Origin of the sequence: Enterococcus sp. M190262 (assembly GCF_005843965.1) — a bacterium.
GTDB classification, from domain to species: Bacteria; Bacillota; Bacilli; order Lactobacillales; family Enterococcaceae; genus Enterococcus_D; species Enterococcus_D gallinarum.
Window position 1 is genome coordinate 384,791 of record NZ_CP040461.1, and the last position, 16,898, is coordinate 401,688.

Below are 16,898 nucleotides of genomic sequence, written 5' to 3' on the forward strand. Positions count from 1 at the left end.
TCGTTTATTGCCAACCATTTTTTTCACCCCACTTTTCTAGTAACTTCCGAATAACGCCGATAGATGCAAAAGTAACGACAGAAGCCATTAGTGCAACTGCAGACGCGTAGCCGGATTTCAAATTAACAAAGGCTTGATTGTAGATTTCCATTTGCCATGTATTGGTCGCAAAGTTTGGTCCGCCTCCTGTCAACTGGTAGACCTCTGTGAAGATACCAAAGCTGATCCCCACCGCCAGAACTGTAACCGTAAAGAATGCTGGGTACAACATGGGAAAGGTGATTTTCCAAAACCTTGTCCAAGGACTCGCACCATCGATTGCCGCTGCTTCATACACTTCTTTGTTGATATTCCCTAAGCCCGAAATTAGGATCAGCGCATAGTAGCCAGACATCTTCCAAGCGATCATCAGAGAAACGATGATGATGGCTGCATGGGGATTACCTAGCCAATCAATATCCCAGCCTAGTCTCGTTCGCAAGAAGGTATTAAAGGGACCGTTGTAGGAAAGCAATCCTTTGACGATCAAAGAAGTGACAACCCCGCTTGACAGATAAGGCAAGAAGAAAGCCACCATGTATAACCCCTTCAGCTTTGGCAGGCTGTTGACTAATAGTGCAATAACCATCGAAAGAACCAGCGCCATTGGTACAAAGATAATCAGAAATTTATATGTAACGACGAATGCAGATTGGATCGCTGGACTTTTTATCGCATCAATAAAATTCTGAAATCCAACAAATTCAACGGTCGGTGAAATCATATTCCAACTCGTTAATGCTAGCCAAAATGACCAAAATAAAGGAAGTAGAAAGAAAATTAATGTAAAAATCAGATAGGGGCTGGTAAATGACCAGCCCAATTTTGTGTTCTTACTCATTATTGAAGCGCCCCTTCGACAGCCGTCTTCGCATCGCTCACAGCTGTTTTCGCATCTTTTTCACCCCGAACAACTGGCACCCATGCTTGTTCGCCAAATACTTGCTGAATGTCATTGTATTTCTCGTTGTCCATTGCTGGAACCGCATACGGTACATTCTCTGCGTAGACTTTCATCGCTGGATTTTCTTCAAAGTAGGCTTTGAAAGCATCGTTTTCTGTTGCATCATCACGCGCTGGAATAAGCGAAGTCATTTCTAGTAATTTCATGTCGTTGTTTTCATCTGAATAAACAAATTCCAAGAATTTCATCGCTGCCGCTTGTTCTTCTTCTGTTGCTTGGGCGTACATCACAATTCCTTTAGCATCTGCATAGGTGGATACTTGTTCTGCATCCGCTAAAGCATCAGGTACCACAGGCGTAGTAACCGTGTAGTTTTCACCAAACTTCAGCTCTGGGTATTTTTCTTCCCAGTTAGGGAACGTCCAAGGACCCAAATCGGTCATAATACTATCGCCGTTTTCAAAGGGATCCGTTGCTTCACCGGTGCGCAGTACTTTTGCATCCGCTAATGTATGCATCAAACCAAATACATCTGTCATGGCTGCTTCATTAGCTGTGAATTGATTGTTTTCGACAAAGCTCGCACCTTCACTGGCCGCATTGTAGAGTGGGAAGAAATCAAACCAACGCATCCAAGCCGTTGGATCTGCTAAGTCTTTTTTCGCCCAAAGTGCTTTGTCCGTTCCTTTGATTTTGTCGACGACTTTCAATAAATCTGAATAGGTTCTTGGCACTTCATCAAATCCTAATTCTTTCAAACTATCTAATCGCCAGCCAAACAAAATCGGATTGGAATAAACAGGTAGCACGTATTGACTACCATCAGAGAATTTCCAACTATCGATGGTTTGACTCATATTACGAGCTTTGACGATCGTATCGAAAGAATCTTGTTTTTCTAATGGTAAAATAGCCTGACTAGCAGCCAACTGGGCAGCAAAACTACGATTGATGTTTTCAGATAATGTTGGTGCGGTGTTAGAAGCAATCGCACTTTGGATTGTTGCTTCAGAAGATGGACTTTCCTTCATTTGAGAAACTTCAACTGTAATGTCTTCATTTTGTTTCTCAAAGTCTGCGGCCATTTCTTGCCAATACTTCAATTGTGTTGGATTGGGTGCAGCCCAAAAAGTAATCTTTGTCTTCCCATCAGTTGCCCCAGAACCGCTCTCTTTTGATTGATTGCTACAACCAGTGAATAAAACTGTCCCTGCCACTACCGCAGCAATACCAAAAAGCATTTTTTTCATTTTCATGATCGTTCCTCCTAAATAGTAAGCGATTTCTTTTTACACCGTCATCATACCACTCGTCATTTTAATTGCCAACATTACGTAATTATAATTACAACATTACTTTTGTAATTATTTTAGGCTATTAATTTTGTAACATTATGGTATAATCAATATAAGACTAGGAGAAATAAGGTGAAAATATGAAAAAAGCCTCTATGCAAGATATTGCCGATGCATTGGGCATCTCAAAAAATTCTGTCTCACAGGCGTTGAGAAATAAGCCTGGTGTCAGTCAACAAACCAAATTACTCGTTAAAAACAAAGCAGATGAATTAGGCTATCGTTATCAAACGATGAATGAAGATACCACGATGTCATTCTTATTGATGGCAACCGAATTTGCTTTTTCTCAAACGAGTTTTTTTGGCGAGATCGTTAAAAGTGCAGAAGTAGAAGCTCAAAAAACAGCGATCAAACTTGATACTTATACCATTACAGAGGAAGACTTACTTAGCCTAAAGCTTCCGCCAAACTTAAAAAAGTATGACGGTATCCTGATCCTGTCTCATAGTAAAAATGCCTACATCAAGAAAGTAATTGATACTGGGCTTCCTGTCACATTGATCGATCACCATGATCCTTCACTCACAGCAGATGCCATCTTGACAAAAAACACCGACGGAACGTTCCAAGCCATCTCACTTCTGATTGAAAATGGAATGAAGCGAATTGGCTTTATTGGTGATACAGCATTTTCTCCCAGCTATCTTGAGCGTTATCGCGGGTATCAACGGGCTTTACGAGAACACAATCTAACAAATGATCCTACGATTGAAATCACAGAAATTGAAGAATCTCAAGGTGCTTTATTTAACAGCTTAAAGAATATAAAACAAATGCCAGATGCATGGTTTTGCGTGAATTCTGGGCTAGCTTTCATGTTAAACAGTTATCTTCAATCTTCTGGTTACACGATCCCCAAAGATATCAGTGTGATTTGTTTTGATGAAACTGAATTTACACGCATGGCGATTCCTCAATTGACAAATATCGCTACCGATCTGCAGTTTATGGGCCAGTTGGCGATTCGAACATTGGTCCATCGAATCGCCCATCCCCAAGAGCCAATCGTCCATCAGCAAATCGTTCCGCAGCTGAACATCCGAGAATCTGTTCGACTTATTAAAGCAAATTAAAACAAAGCGCTAAATTCTCCCACAAGGTAGAATTTAGCGCTTTGTTTTTGTTGAATCTATTGTACTGGTTACTTCCCCCTAAGCGAAGCAGGCGAATCTCCAAGAGAAACGAGAGTCATTGGATCAAGCAGCAAACCAGAAAAGAAGGCGAATTAATTCTTGATTGCTTTAAGAGATTTCCCTCTAATTTTCCAAAAAGAATAACCTGCAATCACGACGGCAATTCCGGCAAGGATCCACGGACCGGTGCTTCCTCCTGTGACTGTGATGGTTTGTTCCCCTAGATTGGCGTTGCTATAAGTGATCGTTTGACTGCTGGTTGCTTCTACTTTCAGCTGTTCAAAAGGAATCGCAACTTCTACTTCATCTGAGTAGGAAGTGTCACTGAAATCCGTTTTTACACGCGTAAGTTTCCCGGGAATCGTTACATTAACGGAATTATCCTCTGCCCAAAAATTGACTTGCACGTCTTTGGTTTGTCCAATAACGGATAAGTCTTCACTTGGAAACGTATTGTTGAATGTCATCCAGAATACTTTGTTTCCGATCGTCAGCTTGTGTCCACTAGGCTGTAAGTTATGGTAATTGTGTCCTTCTGGTGCCATGTTCAAATAAAAATATAGATTTGCTTCATCGGTGACCAGACTGGCATGTTTGATGTTCTGTCCATTTTCATACGAAAAAGACAATTCCGTCATCGGTAAACCTGACCAGTCACTGAAAGCACCGTCAATGACGATCCCGTATTTATTGTCCGCATGGGCATTGATTGGTATAAAGACACTTACTACAGCTAAGATACTTAAAATCAATGGATAATATTTTCTCATTTTTTTGCTCCTTCTAACTTTCTTCAATCTGGTGAAAAGCCGCCTAAAGAAATGAACATGGTTCCTTTTGGTTTTCATTAACATATTCCTAGGAAAGGAAACTTGATCGTTACGAAATATGTTTGATCTTTCCCTCCATAAAAATGGCATTGCGCCCTTCTCTTTTTGCGATATACAAATACTTGTCTGCTCGCTTGTATAGATCTTCTTTATCGGTGTCCGTTTTTCGGCAACGGGAAACGCCGGCTGAAATCGTAACTCGAACTTCTTCCCCTTGGATATTCAAAGAAAAATTACCTACTCTTTTACTAATCGTTTCTAAAATCTCTGTAATATCGTGTTGGCTTTTTTCTTGAAACAAAATCCCAAACTCTTCCCTGCCAATACGAAAGACTTGACTTTCAAGCTGGTACTGAAAAAGGGTTTGACTAATGATTTTAGCTACGTTTTTTATAATGATATCCCCGATATCATGGCCATAATCATCGTTGATCCGTTTAAAGTAATCAATGTCGACCATAGCAAAAACTAAATTTTCCTTGGTATGAGAAAGTGCAAAACGTTGGCTAAACTCCCGATCAAAACTCAGCCGATTCCCGATCCCTGTTAAAAAATCGGTTCGTGCTTCAAGAGATAAATTATCGAATTTCGTCAGCTGCCTTCGTACCAACTTATTGATCATACGAACCATGATCATCAGCATGACAAAGTTTAGTAAGAAGAAAAGATAGCCGGCAAACCTAAAATCTAATGCCGGATACATCTTTAACCCCCAGGACGCACCATAAAATAATGTCAGCAAGAAATAGACACCGATATTATTCAGATTTTTGTCTTTTAACTGTAAGACTATCCGACAACAAGTGTAAATCAGCACAATCGTGATGATTGCTATAAAATAATTTTGAATCGTCTGGTATTCCCCTTGGTACATATAATAAAAGGTGATGGCAATAGATACGAACACATTGAAGTGCAGCATCATGGTTCCTTTGAGCATATGCAAAAAATAAAAAAGAACGATCAATTGTAGATCCATATTTTGAATAAGCGTGGTATAGCGATCTTGCAGAAGATTTTCCGATAACACGGGCACCCCTTGCAAAATCACCAAACTGATAATCATGATACCAATCCAAGCAATTTTTCTAAGAACAGCTTTCGTTTTCAAAAAAATGGATTCTTTCATCGATAAATAAATCAAGTAGTCAAGGAATACAACACCTAGAACAACAATTAGACGAACGATTGTATAATATAGCCATAATATGATATCCATCAAACATAGCACGCTCCTTAATAATCGATGGTCACTATTTTTTCCGGTGTCGAGTAGAGATAGCCTTGATGATAACAACAAACATTTGTTTCTAACCAACTAGCAAATGTTTGATTTTCAATTCCCTCGACGACAAAGGTCTTATCTAATTGGACAGCGATGCTTGCAAACAGCACGATGATTTTCTGAAGAATATCTTCTGAAACCTTCTTTTGAAAAGACAATGCCGAAAATTTGACGATCTGAAAATAATTCTTCAATTCCAAAACATTGTCCAAAGAGTTGATGCCTTGGCCAATATCATCTAATGCGATTTGGTAGCCATACTGAGCGATTTTCTTGAAGGCCTCCACATTGACTGCGGAAAAATAAGGGTAGTTTCTCTTCATTGGCGGTTTTTCTGTGATCTCAATAATCAGTCGCTGCTTGTATTCCTTTAAGTTCTCAAGTAGATCAAAGGTCTCTTCGTACTCCAGTTCTTGCGGGTCGAGATTAAAACTAAACCGCTTCGTCGGGTTGGCTTCTAAAATTCGGGTCAATGTTTTTTGCAGCCATTTTACATACTGTTGATGCTCTTCCTGCTGGCTGATCATTGATAAATAAGAATCTTTAGGGAAAATGTTTTTATTGTCTTCTTTTCTCAACAATAATTCAAAAAAAACAATTTCCTTCGTCTTTGCATGATGGATCCCCTGTCCATAAAATTTCAATTCATCATAATTCATTATTTATCCCCCTTGATCCTTTGATCCAGTGTAAAAATTTGCTTAACAAAACGTATACTATCACCCATCGTAAGGCTTGCCAATAATAAAAAGAATGGTAAAAACTGGATCAAATAACGACTACGCCCACCTTCGAACAAAAGCAGGAAGAGGAAGCCGCCTACCAAACTCAACCGCAGCATCTGTTCGTACTTGCCTTGCCGTTTCCAACCAAAAGCGATGATAAGCAAGCAGATCACCCACCAGATTTGTGCCATGAAACGAAAATCGGCAATGCGATTTCCATATAAATAATAGCCTTCTTGCAGCCAGCGGGTAAAGCCTTTGCCCTTTGGAGTCTCTCCTTCTTGAATGAACGAACCTTCTTTCAACCACGCAAACGTCCCATCTGCGGTATTGTTGCGGTGCTTTTGAAAAAGAAAACTGATATAGCCAAGAACGCCTCTTTCTTTTAGCCGCTCTTGGATTTTTTCTTTCGAGTAATCGATTTTTGCTTGTTTTGTTGGCAATTCTGCCATTGCTTGCGCATCTTCAGGACTATATCCGCCGTCATTCGTCAAGCCAATATTCATGAAATGGATCATCGGGATGGCCCGACTTTCGTCAATGGCAATGTATTGTTGATTTTCTAATTGATGATTGCATACAGCATACGTGCCGCCAGCCGTAATCAAAGTAATCATCAGCAAAACGATGCGCCCTTTTGATTGCCATTTCTTGGCAAAAAAGCTGATTGCTTCGATCAATAGAACAGCAATCAGGAGGATCAGCGCCGAAGGTTTAATGAAATAACCGACTACCGCAGCAATCCCCAAACCAACTGCACCTAACAGGTTGTATTTAGTCGGAAGCTCTTTTTTAATCATGATGGCATAGAAGAATAGACTTGCTGAAACAAAAGGGAGAACCCACGTATCTGTATAAGGCACAATGATCGAAGGAAATACCAGTAGCCAAGCGCCATGCAGATAAATGGCAGGCACTAGATATTTTTTGCATAGCAGACGAATCGTCAGTATATTGAATAGGACGGAGAGATCGACTAAGAACAAGGTGACAGAATCAAAGAACAGCCAAGAAGTTGTAGAAAACCATTCTGCTAATTGGTGCTGCCACAAAAGAATCGGCAAGTTATTTTGGTTCAAACTATAATAAGCAACGATCTCAGGATTCGTCGTGTCCGTCAAGGCATCATGGATAGCCGCGACATCCCAGCCGATCGCCGAATGCAAAAACGAGACGAAGACGATTTGCCAAGCCAATACTCCTAAGACGAATACCGTGACCGTCACATAGCGATGGGTCACAAAAAGCCAAGTTAAAAACTGCTGGACTTTTGGATAACAGTACACCGCAATGATGAATGCAATGGACCCCAAAACGAAAAACGTGGTTGCTAAAGTGGTGCTTGTTCCAAAGACCGAGTTATCGCCGATCGTCATATTTGGTGAGATCAAAGCAAAGATCAGTGTCAACCCAAAGAATAAGCAAAATAGACCATTGATGATCCGATTACCTGCGATAAAAAATTTTGATTTCATTTTCCACCTCAACCTATGCTTGTTTTTCAATGCAATAAAAGCGAGTAGGTGATTCCCCTACTTCGATGCGAATCAGTTCTGTTTGGATCGCTGCTAGTCGTAGGGATAATTGGTCATAAAAATAATTGGTCACATTTTCGACAGAGGGATTGATTTCCAAAAAGGGCGGCATTTCATTCAAAAAACTACCAGAGAAAGGTTGGAAAAAGTCTTTCAGCACCCCTTCTATTTCTTCAAACAGATGCATCTCATCATCTTGAGATTTGATCTCACAAATAATTTCCCAAGTATGGTTATGCTTAGCACCCATACCACCTTCCCAGCGCATCGCATGACTGGCATTCACATGAGATTTAAATTTATAGATACAGCGTTTTTCCACCATTTGAGGTCACTTCTTTCTAATTTTCATTATATCTTGGGTGATAGTGTCTTTGATCTGGCTCATTTCTTTAGAGATTGGCGTCGTATTCCATTTTGCAGGAGACGTGATTCCGTTAATGATTCCAATCAAACGGAACCAAGAGACAAGGAAATTGTAAAGTGGAAACGTAATGACCTCTCCCCATAATTTCATGTAAAATCGCTGGTCAGATTTAAATGATTTCAGGAGTAAAGAGATACTGATGAATTTGAGCAGCGAGTCAACGAAATAGAGCAAGTAAATCAGCAAATAGGACAGCAGCAATATTTTTGCCGTATAACCAAAAAATAATAAAACGGCGCTGGCGAAAAGCCAAATCATTTTTGGAAAAATGAAGGTATGGTCGATGATCAGGCGGCGTACCAGAAAGTTTTTAAAGAAATTCCCTAAACCGACTTGTTCTTCGGAAAACTCTTTTGCTACTTCTACCTCACCTCGTTGCCATCTTTGCCGTTGGATATACAATTCGTCAACACTTTGAATTGGTTCAACATAAAAAATAGCATTCTCGCATAAAGAAACTTTTTCTTTCAGACGATGCCTGATTTGAAAGGTCATATCGGTATCTTCACCGACAGTGTCTGTATTATAAAGATACGTATTGACCAAAACTTCTTTTCTGAAACCAGAGAAAGCGCCAGCCATTGTGAACAACTGATTGTTCAACGCTTCGACATTCCGTCCAGCCAAAAAAGACTGGGCATACTCAATGTACTCACTTTTTTGCAGCCAGCGAACCATAGGTGATTTGGTCTTTTTGATTGCTTCTTTTTGCGTTAAGACCGTACCAGACATTGCCGAGATGCCATAGTCATTCTCGAACTTCAAAACCATGTTCATGAGTGCCGTAGGTTCCAAGAACCCATCGCTATCAATATTGATAATGTAAGTACCAATACTGTCATAGATCGCGGAATTCAACGCCTGGGCTTTTCCTTGTTCAGTGCGGATCCAATGCATATTCAGCTGATTGAAGTGATTGTGCGCCTCATTGAATACTGCAAAACTCTCATCGGTACTGCCATTATCTGCTAAGAGAATTTGAATGTTCTCATTCGGATACGTCGATTCATTGATGGAACGAATGCAGGCATACAGTGTCTCGGCTGAATTATAAACAGGTACGATCACTGAGATAAAGGGCAGTTTTTCTGGAATGTCCAGTTGCTTCTTTTGGAAATTTTTCACAAACAAGAAACAGGTGGAATAGATGCCTGGGATGATCTCTACGAGTAAAGGAATCAACAGCCAAGTAATCCAGAACCCCATCTGCGTCAAGGTTAAATTGAATAAGTAATCCATCAGTGCTCCCCTCTCCTAAACAAGCGATTCTTCTTCTCATACAAACTTCTGGCGACTTGAGAATACGTAAATGTATGATAGTACAATGTGATCACAAGCCCATAGAAGAACAATCGACCCAAAATCGAGTGAGCGAGGAAATAAGCATCGCTGCCGCCGAAATGAACAAATGCCACAACAAAGAGTAATCTGATAACATTACTCACAAAAATCCACAACGTCCCAAAGAGAGCATAAAACACTTTTTCCTGTCGATTGTATAAAGGATAAAATGCCAGCAAGCCTAGATAAGCAGCCGTTTCGATGACGCCTGAACACTCGTAATCAACATACAAAGACATCTGCTCTTTGGCGCTGTGGATCACAATCAAGCTATACTGACTAAATTCTTCCGTCACATTGGCAAAGGAACCAAATAAATCCACGACTTTGATCACTAATTGTGTCAAAAACCAAACCCAGTAAGGTCGGCTGAATACAATCAGTAAATAAAACAGCCCGACACTTCCCAGAATAAAATAAAAGGCTGAGAGTTTGGAGCGTTTCATCACAGACAACAAATACAGCCAAACAACTATGCCAATCAATACATATATGTTCATTTTTCAACCCTTTTTCTTTTTTTTCATCCTAATCGTTGCAACAGTCACTATGATCAACAAATAACAATCTTTTTTGAGCATAGACCATTGTCACTTTGTCTATTTTACATACTAAAAAAAATGTAATCAATCAAATTTATTTCAGAAAATGATCCGTTTTTACATTGTAAATCTGCAAGGTTTACTTGGCAATAGGTTCTTGCAAATATTAAAATCCTCTTATTTTTTATCACCAAAGAGCCCAAGGACTTGTTAATAAATACTCATCGCCGCCTATTTGTGCACTCAGTTTTCTCAAATTATACAAAAGAAAAATAATAAAAGAGCATTGACAAGCACGCTGTCAACGCTCCTTTATTTGAATGACTGATTTACCATCTGAAAACACCTGTCAAAGAATGCAACACTAAACAGAAAAATGTTCACAGATAGCGCGCTGTAAAAGGGAAGATGGGATAATCGCTGTTTGTTACTCAATGAATAAAGATAACAACTCTTCCAGACTGTCAATCATCTGATCCGCCTGGCTTTGATCGACATCAAAGGGCTGCTTCAGCGCAATCGTATAAATACCAGCTGCTTTGGCAGATTTAATCCCGATTGGCGAGTCCTCTACGGCTGCGATCTGCTCGCAGTCTAAATGGCTTTGTGCCAGTTGATAGATCTCCGGATGGGGCTTGCTTTGAGTCAGCTCTTCCCCACTGATCACATAACAGAAATAAGACTGCAGTTGACACGCCGTCAACATCTCGTCAATCATCCGCCGTGGAGAAGAAGAAGCAAGAGCCATGGGGATGCCAGCGGCTGATAATTTTTTAAGAACCGGTTTTACTTCTTTTCTTAACGCTTGTTCAAAATCAATGGGATGCTGCTTTTGATAAGCGCGATAAGTTGTTTTCAGTTCTGCTCTCAAAGAAGGATTCTCTGGAACCAGCGTCTGCCAAATCTCTGCTTCTGTCTTTCCCACATAATCATTGATCGCCCGGGATCCTGGTGACAGCTGTACTTCCGCAAAGAAATTCATTCTGCGCTTGAAATAGTAGACTTCACTATCGATCAGTACCCCATCCATATCAAAAATAATTCCTTTTTGCATACCTCTGCTCCTATCCTTCGATAATATCGTTCAGCAAGCGCACTTCCAAATCAGGGACTTGGATCGTATATTCTTTCTCGATATTACTGAATGCCAAATGAATCAACTCCATTTGTTTTTTATGTTCTTTTTTATAAGCCGCCAGATCTTCTTGTTCATCGACAGACTCTTTGCGTAAAATACGTTCGATCATACAACAGCAGTGTAAATACAAGAGAAACAGTTGATTATTTGAAAATTTCTGCGTTCTTAGTTTCTCGATTTCACTGATGGCCGATTGGACCGACGTCAATACTTTATCTGCATCTAAGATCGTCAAGTTCTCAACGATCTTACTGAGGGAAAAATTAAAGATCAGATCTTCTTTTAGCGTCTCCTCTTCAATCTCAAAATTGCCATAAAGGCAATTGATAAAGGTCCCGATCGCCTCCCCATTGATCAAACAGTCTAACCCAATATAAGGAACATGGGGGATCTGCGGATTCTCTGTGCCAACGATCATTAATACATCATAGAGTTGAAAGGGAATCTCATAGTTTTTATTCTCAAATAATTTTTTATAATCGTAGGGAATGATCTCTAACTCTTCAGCTTTTTCTCCCAAGCAGCGAATCAAGATTTCTTGAATCTGTCTTGCACTGCCGATCCCTGTGTAACAGCAAGTGATGATGGCTTTTTTCTTCTTGACGACAGGAAGGACTAATTGCTTTTGAATCGTAAACTGTGCTTGGATTTTCTCATTAATCTCTGTCAAACTGTTCCCAGACAATACGGCCTGACCCACTTCCAATAATAAGGGGGTGTTCACATGGTCAATAATCAGTAATGGTCCTTTTAGCTGCTTTTTCAACGACTCGCCCAACTGATTGAGAGAACCCATATCGACTAATAAAATCAAGCCATGATCAGTGCGGTTCTCGCTGATATAACGAAGGATCTGTGCTTCTATTTTACGGAGTGAAATATCGATCGGCATATCATAGGCTTGAAAGACATTTTTCCCCAATATCCGATTGGCCACATTCGCCAAACTGCTAGCGGTCGAATATCCGTGAGCCAAGACGACACTTTTGACGCCAGTTTGAACCGTTGCACTATTCAAGCTATAAAAGAAGATCGTCATAAAATAGATATCCTCTTCTTCGACTGTCAAGTCTAGATTTTGGGACAAGTGGTACAAGATCTTTTTCGCGTAAAGGTACGGCGTCTCGGCAATATTTTTTAAAAATTCACGGAATGTCTCTTTCAATGCCACGTTCTCTTTTCGATCATCAAAATAGGCATAATTGCCTTTGATATAGAGATAGTTTGCCAATGTGATTACACGATTGCCGTCTTGCTCAAAGCCATAGCTGTCATGGAGAAAATCGATGGTTTGGCGGATATGATACACCAATACCGAATAAATCGAGTGTTCCTCATCATAGGACTCTTGAAAAATAAACGCATCCATAATGCGGGTCACTTTCTTCGATAGCCGATTCATGTACTCTTTGAAGTTTTTGTTGTCATTGATGACTTCAGTAAATTCTAAAAACATCTCATCAAAAAATTGGATCAGCAGATCGTTGCTGTTCGTGCTTAAAAGATTTTTGTTCTGATCCGTAGGCGAATAGTGCCGATCGCTGGAATTTTTTCGAGGCTTTGTAAAATTTTCTTTGAATTTGCTGCTGTATTCGATCGGCATATCCAATAATTTGATTTGAACCGTGGGCTTCTGTTTCTGATGGACATAGGCATTGCCGCAAGCATATTTAATGATATTCTTGATATTGCCCACGTTGCCATCAAAATCGCTATTCATCAAAAAATCGATCAATTGATCAGAAACGGTCAGATTCCGATCTAAGATTTTGCTCTCATTCAGGAAAAATTCATCAATCAGCGCTAGCCTTTCTGATAAAGGGCGTTGCTGAAAGGTAGGCAATGTAACGATCACCGGCAACCTTCGCAGAAAAGTGGGCAAAAAAGTGGTGTAAATGTTCTCTGTCGTCGCAAAAATCAGCCGGACATTGGCTTTTCGACGGACACTATTGTCTCCCATCGGGGAATACTCCCCCGTGTCCATAAAGGTGAACAGTTTCTCCTGCCCTTCTTCTGATAACCGGTGGACTTCGTCTAAAAAGAGAATCCCGCCATCCGCTTTTTCAAGTAGACCGCTATGGTGCTCATTGGCACCCGTGAAAGCCCCTTTGGTATAGCCAAAGAGTGCAGCAGACAGCAATTCCGGATTATTAAAATACTGGGCACAATTATAGGCAATGTAGGGACTTTTCGGCTGCAAGACGTGTTCTTCCAATGCATAGGCATAGATTTTACTCGCCAAAAAGGTCTTTCCTGAACCGCTGGCACCTACTAACAGCAATGGCAATCCCTGATTTGGATAAAGTACCGCTGTTTTTATTTGATCAATGCTCTCTTTTAAACTTCCCGTTGCACCAATCACTTTTTGAAAAACGGACTCAGGAGCGTCCTTTTTTAGAAAATCAAGGGAGTCATACTCACTCTTAGAGAGGACATAGCCTTGATCTTCTAAGCCTTTTCTATGTAAAAATAAGACGGGATACGTTTTGACTTTGATCAATTCCCCTTGCCGCACGCCTTCATTCAGGTAGCTGCTGACTGTACTGCGATTCAGATTCATTGCATTGGCAATCTTATTTGCCGAGAAACAAGCCGCATCAATCTCTTCAATTTTTGAAGTCAACTTAAATAAATAATTGTTTAACGTCTTCATATTTGCCACTCCCTCATTGAATTTACGCTCTTTCCAAGATCCATTTATTTTACCTTATCTTGAGGCTTTGATCTGAGAAAAACCAAGCGATTTCTCCTAAAATAGCAGATCATTATCACAAGAATCCCGCTGCTAATTCTGACTGCAAAATTGTTTTCCGACAAATATCGATGCAAAGAACCTGCCTCATCAGCGACACAACAAGGAGATTTGTACCGACTCTCCGAATCAAAGAAAAATCGCAGGAAGGATGGTACTATTCCAACAAATCCTCTCGCGACACTGTCACGAGAGGCCTCCATCTTTGCGATTGTTGGGATCATTTCGTCGGTTATTGACTTCAATCACCGTTTTTTAGTAAGTTCTTTATTAGTAAGTTAGTTTCCACATGTAACGTCTTTTCGTCAAAGGATGTTCTCTTGCTTCAGAAAGTTCTTCTGCATAGACTCTAAACACAGCGGTGATCACGAATGGGTTGAAGTAATCAAGCACTTCTTTGCTGATATGAGCCGACAAGCCATAGTCTAAAGCATCGACTACTTCTGTTTTCGTATCAAAGCGTTCCAAGAAGGTTAATGCCCGCGCATCGATCTCTCTGGTTTTTCCATCATTCATCAATAAGATAAACGGTACATCTTTGTCCACGATCTCGAAAGGACCATGGAAAAATTCGCCAGAATGGAATGTGCCTGAGTGGATCCATTGCATTTCCATCAACAAACAAATCGACGTGGAATAAGCCACTTCATGGGTCGCACCGCTACTCATCACATAAATGACTGGTTCATCTTTGAAGCGTTGAGCGAAAGCTTTTGCTTGCTTGCGGGCAGATTCGGCGCTCTTTTGTGATAAATCATAGATAGTAGCAAAGCCTGCCATCATGGCATCATAGTGTTCATAGCCTTCGATTTGATGAAGCAATTCAACTGCCAATTCCAAACAGAAGCCGGTCTTCTCCAGTTTTGCGGCATAATTTTCTGCAAAGCGATGGTAGATAACATAATCTGCATCTTTTGTTAACGGTGAATCTACGCTTCGTGTTAAACTAATGACAGTGGCACCTTTTTCTTTCGCAACTGCATTTGCTTCAACGGTTTCAGGAGTCGTACCTCCTAAAGAAGCTGAAATAACGACAGTCGTTTCATCAAGGGAAGCAGGTGTCGCATGATTGAATTCGTTGGCTGTATAATGACTGATCCGTAATTGCTTCGCATTTTGATCGAGAAAATACTTAGCTGGATATAGGTCTGCTTTAGAGGCGCCGCAGCCAACGAAGACAATCGATTTTACCTCTTTCTCTTTGACAATTTCTTGGACAATTTGTTTTGGATTCATTGAATGAATTCCTCCTTTAAATTTTTAACCATAAACCATAAATGGTTGGTTCACTTATGCAAGTATTCCTAAAAGACTCATCACGATCCCACCGATCAAACAGATTGCTAACATCCACCCTGTTTTCACTTTTTTCTGCAACAGCCAATACATCAAGAACGTGATGCCTAATGGCAGAATCTGAGGCATGACATTATCTAAGACATCCTGTAGCACGAATGCTTCACTCATTTGAATCGGTGTCGTGATCCCGATCATACTGGCGATCATGGAGCCAATCACCATCAATCCTACAATGGAGCAAATGTACATCACCTTGTCCATCAAGCCTTCTTGATAAAGCTTAGCCAAATACTTGTTTCCCATGGTATAGCCGATCTTGCCCCCATAATAAGTCACAAAAAAGGATGGCAAGAAGGAAACGATCATGGCTAAGATTGGGCCCAAGATACTGCCTTGCTGGGCCAAATTGATTCCTAGACCAAATGCCAATACGCGAATGGTTCCTTGAAAGAAGGAATCACCCACCCCTGATAAAGGTCCCATCAAAGAAGTCTTCACCGCACTAATAGATTCCGGATTGAAACTAACTGGATCTTCGTAATATTGTTCTTCCATCGATGAAGCTAATCCTAGAACAAAGGCACTTGTTTGCGGCGTACAGTTGTAGTACATCATGTGTCGTTCGTAGGCCTCTTTTTTTCTTTGCTCATCTTCAGGATTCTTATAGATGGCATCCAAAATCGGTGCGATACCATACATAAAGCCCATATTCATCTGTCTTTCATAGTTCCAAGACGCTTGAATCGCCCACGAACGCCAGAAAAACTGACGATATTTCCATGCATTTGGATCTTTCTTTTTCATGAATGAACCTCCTTATAAGTCATCTAATGGATCTGGGTCTTGCGGCTTGCCTACTCGATTTCCTACTTGAACCATGACAAAAGCCACAATACAAGCAAAGGCCGCAACTCCAGTCACACTTAAACCAGAATAAGCCGTGATCAAGAACCCTAGAAATAGAAATGCGACCATTTTTTTCGTCAGCATCGTTTGCAGCAACAACGCAAACCCATAAGCTGGCAAGATCTTACTAGCCACCGTCAAGCCATCTGTCAGCCATTGCGGAATAGCCTCAACGACTTGTGTGACTAAGTTCGTGCCAAAATAAATGGCCATGAATATCGGAATGAAATACATCAGTGCGTATAAGCCCGTCCCATAGAAAATATGAATTCTTCGGGCTTGATTAAACTTCCCTTGCTCAATAAATTTGTCTGCCGCGTGTGTCAAATTCGATAAAATCGTTCGCATGAGAATCCCGAGCATTTGTCCTAAAACAGAGATTGGAATCGCAATCGTCAATGCAGCCTCTGCATTGGCATTTGATAAAATAGCAAAAGATGTCGCAATGATCGACGCCATATTCATGTCCGGTGGTGCTGCCGCTCCAATATTGACAAGTCCCAAAGACATCAATTCCAATGAGGCACCGACAATCAACCCTTTTTCCAAATCTCCTAACGCTAGACCAACTAATGTACTAACGATCAAAGGTCGCTCAAAGTTCAACCTTCCCAACAGCCGTGAATCCAAAATACAAAAAACACCAATTAAACCTAATACAATCGACCGAATGAGCATTTTTTT

The 16,898-nt window shown here is 40.5% G+C and carries 15 protein-coding genes; 1 reads left to right on the forward strand and 14 read right to left on the reverse strand.

Annotation, left to right across the window (positions count from 1 at the left end; translation table 11 throughout):
• Window positions 1-4: 4 nt before the first annotated feature.
• Together FE005_RS01725 and FE005_RS01730 are read right to left on the reverse strand one after the other, a co-directional pair.
• Window positions 5-880, reverse strand: coding sequence for a carbohydrate ABC transporter permease (locus FE005_RS01725; RefSeq protein ID WP_003125478.1), 876 nt, complete (start codon window positions 878-880; stop codon window positions 5-7).
• Window positions 880-2,199 carry an ABC transporter substrate-binding protein gene (locus tag FE005_RS01730; protein WP_138371210.1) on the reverse strand — a complete coding sequence of 440 codons (1,320 nt, stop codon included), beginning with the start codon at window positions 2,197-2,199 and terminating at the stop codon, window positions 880-882. The genes FE005_RS01725 and FE005_RS01730 overlap by 1 nt, the downstream gene beginning before the upstream one ends.
• A 179-nt stretch (window positions 2,200-2,378) precedes the next feature.
• Between FE005_RS01730 and FE005_RS01735 the strand changes: the two genes are divergently transcribed.
• The gene (locus FE005_RS01735; protein ID WP_103300147.1) at window positions 2,379-3,374 is read left to right on the forward strand and encodes a LacI family DNA-binding transcriptional regulator; all 996 of its coding nucleotides are present in this window, start codon (window positions 2,379-2,381) and stop codon (window positions 3,372-3,374) included.
• Window positions 3,375-3,526: 152 nt separating this feature from the next.
• Here FE005_RS01735 and FE005_RS16965 read toward each other — a convergent pair whose 3' ends face one another.
• The 12 genes from FE005_RS16965 to FE005_RS01795 all read right to left on the reverse strand — a co-directional run bounded on the left by FE005_RS16965 (window position 3,527) and on the right by FE005_RS01795 (window position 16,892).
• Window positions 3,527-4,204 carry a Firmicu-CTERM sorting domain-containing protein gene (locus FE005_RS16965; protein ID WP_229073454.1) on the reverse strand — a complete coding sequence of 226 codons (678 nt, stop codon included), beginning with the start codon at window positions 4,202-4,204 and terminating at the stop codon, window positions 3,527-3,529.
• A gap of 109 nt (window positions 4,205-4,313) precedes the next feature.
• Window positions 4,314-5,483, reverse strand: a complete 1,170-nt coding sequence (locus tag FE005_RS01745; protein WP_138371211.1) for a GGDEF domain-containing protein — start codon at window positions 5,481-5,483, stop codon at window positions 4,314-4,316.
• 17 nt (window positions 5,484-5,500) lie between these two features.
• Window positions 5,501-6,208, reverse strand: coding sequence for an EAL domain-containing protein (locus FE005_RS01750; RefSeq protein ID WP_138371212.1), 708 nt, complete (start codon window positions 6,206-6,208; stop codon window positions 5,501-5,503).
• Entirely contained in the window at window positions 6,208-7,749 is a 1,542-nt protein-coding gene (locus FE005_RS01755; RefSeq protein ID WP_138371213.1) for a TIGR03766 family XrtG-associated glycosyltransferase, read from the reverse strand. The genes FE005_RS01750 and FE005_RS01755 overlap by 1 nt, the downstream gene beginning before the upstream one ends.
• 13 nt (window positions 7,750-7,762) lie before the next feature.
• Window positions 7,763-8,134 (reverse strand): 6-carboxytetrahydropterin synthase, encoded by a 372-nt coding sequence (locus FE005_RS01760; RefSeq protein WP_113849268.1) that lies wholly within the window; start codon window positions 8,132-8,134, stop codon window positions 7,763-7,765.
• Between the two features lie 6 nt (window positions 8,135-8,140).
• Window positions 8,141-9,475 carry a TIGR03111 family XrtG-associated glycosyltransferase gene (locus FE005_RS01765; protein ID WP_138371214.1) on the reverse strand — a complete coding sequence of 445 codons (1,335 nt, stop codon included), beginning with the start codon at window positions 9,473-9,475 and terminating at the stop codon, window positions 8,141-8,143.
• Window positions 9,475-10,077: an exosortase family protein XrtG gene (gene xrtG, locus FE005_RS01770; protein WP_113849266.1), complete on the reverse strand. Its 603-nt coding sequence runs from the start codon at window positions 10,075-10,077 to the stop codon at window positions 9,475-9,477. Before xrtG ends, FE005_RS01765 begins: the two co-directional genes overlap by 1 nt.
• A 469-nt stretch (window positions 10,078-10,546) precedes the next feature.
• Window positions 10,547-11,173: an HAD family phosphatase gene (locus FE005_RS01775; RefSeq protein ID WP_138371215.1), complete on the reverse strand. Its 627-nt coding sequence runs from the start codon at window positions 11,171-11,173 to the stop codon at window positions 10,547-10,549.
• 10 nt (window positions 11,174-11,183) lie between these two features.
• A complete protein-coding gene (locus FE005_RS01780; protein WP_138371216.1) occupies window positions 11,184-13,910 on the reverse strand; it encodes a sigma 54-interacting transcriptional regulator in 2,727 nt (908 codons plus the stop codon).
• Window positions 13,911-14,279: 369 nt separating this feature from the next.
• Complete coding sequence (locus FE005_RS01785; protein ID WP_081131921.1) at window positions 14,280-15,254, reverse strand: SIS domain-containing protein; 975 nt, start codon at window positions 15,252-15,254, stop codon at window positions 14,280-14,282.
• A 45-nt stretch (window positions 15,255-15,299) separates the two neighbouring features.
• On the reverse strand, window positions 15,300-16,112 hold the full coding sequence (locus tag FE005_RS01790) for a PTS system mannose/fructose/sorbose family transporter subunit IID (RefSeq protein WP_060813856.1): 813 nt from the start codon (window positions 16,110-16,112) through the stop codon (window positions 15,300-15,302).
• Window positions 16,113-16,124: 12 nt separating this feature from the next.
• Window positions 16,125-16,892: a PTS sugar transporter subunit IIC gene (locus FE005_RS01795; protein WP_060813857.1), complete on the reverse strand. Its 768-nt coding sequence runs from the start codon at window positions 16,890-16,892 to the stop codon at window positions 16,125-16,127.
• Window positions 16,893-16,898: the final 6 nt, after the last annotated feature.

Coding starts and splice junctions, on each gene's coding strand:
- FE005_RS01725 (WP_003125478.1), bottom strand. CDS start 880: ATGAGTAAGAACACAAAATTGGGCTGGTCATTTACCAGCCCCTATCTG.
- FE005_RS01730 (WP_138371210.1), bottom strand. CDS start 2,199: ATGAAAATGAAAAAAATGCTTTTTGGTATTGCTGCGGTAGTGGCAGGG.
- FE005_RS01735 (WP_103300147.1), top strand. CDS start 2,379: ATGAAAAAAGCCTCTATGCAAGATATTGCCGATGCATTGGGCATCTCA.
- FE005_RS16965 (WP_229073454.1), bottom strand. CDS start 4,204: ATGAGAAAATATTATCCATTGATTTTAAGTATCTTAGCTGTAGTAAGT.
- FE005_RS01745 (WP_138371211.1), bottom strand. CDS start 5,483: ATGGATATCATATTATGGCTATATTATACAATCGTTCGTCTAATTGTT.
- FE005_RS01750 (WP_138371212.1), bottom strand. CDS start 6,208: ATGAATTATGATGAATTGAAATTTTATGGACAGGGGATCCATCATGCA.
- FE005_RS01755 (WP_138371213.1), bottom strand. CDS start 7,749: ATGAAATCAAAATTTTTTATCGCAGGTAATCGGATCATCAATGGTCTA.
- FE005_RS01760 (WP_113849268.1), bottom strand. CDS start 8,134: ATGGTGGAAAAACGCTGTATCTATAAATTTAAATCTCATGTGAATGCC.
- FE005_RS01765 (WP_138371214.1), bottom strand. CDS start 9,475: ATGGATTACTTATTCAATTTAACCTTGACGCAGATGGGGTTCTGGATT.
- xrtG (WP_113849266.1), bottom strand. CDS start 10,077: ATGAACATATATGTATTGATTGGCATAGTTGTTTGGCTGTATTTGTTG.
- FE005_RS01775 (WP_138371215.1), bottom strand. CDS start 11,173: ATGCAAAAAGGAATTATTTTTGATATGGATGGGGTACTGATCGATAGT.
- FE005_RS01780 (WP_138371216.1), bottom strand. CDS start 13,910: ATGAAGACGTTAAACAATTATTTATTTAAGTTGACTTCAAAAATTGAA.
- FE005_RS01790 (WP_060813856.1), bottom strand. CDS start 16,112: ATGAAAAAGAAAGATCCAAATGCATGGAAATATCGTCAGTTTTTCTGG.
- FE005_RS01795 (WP_060813857.1), bottom strand. CDS start 16,892: ATGCTCATTCGGTCGATTGTATTAGGTTTAATTGGTGTTTTTTGTATT.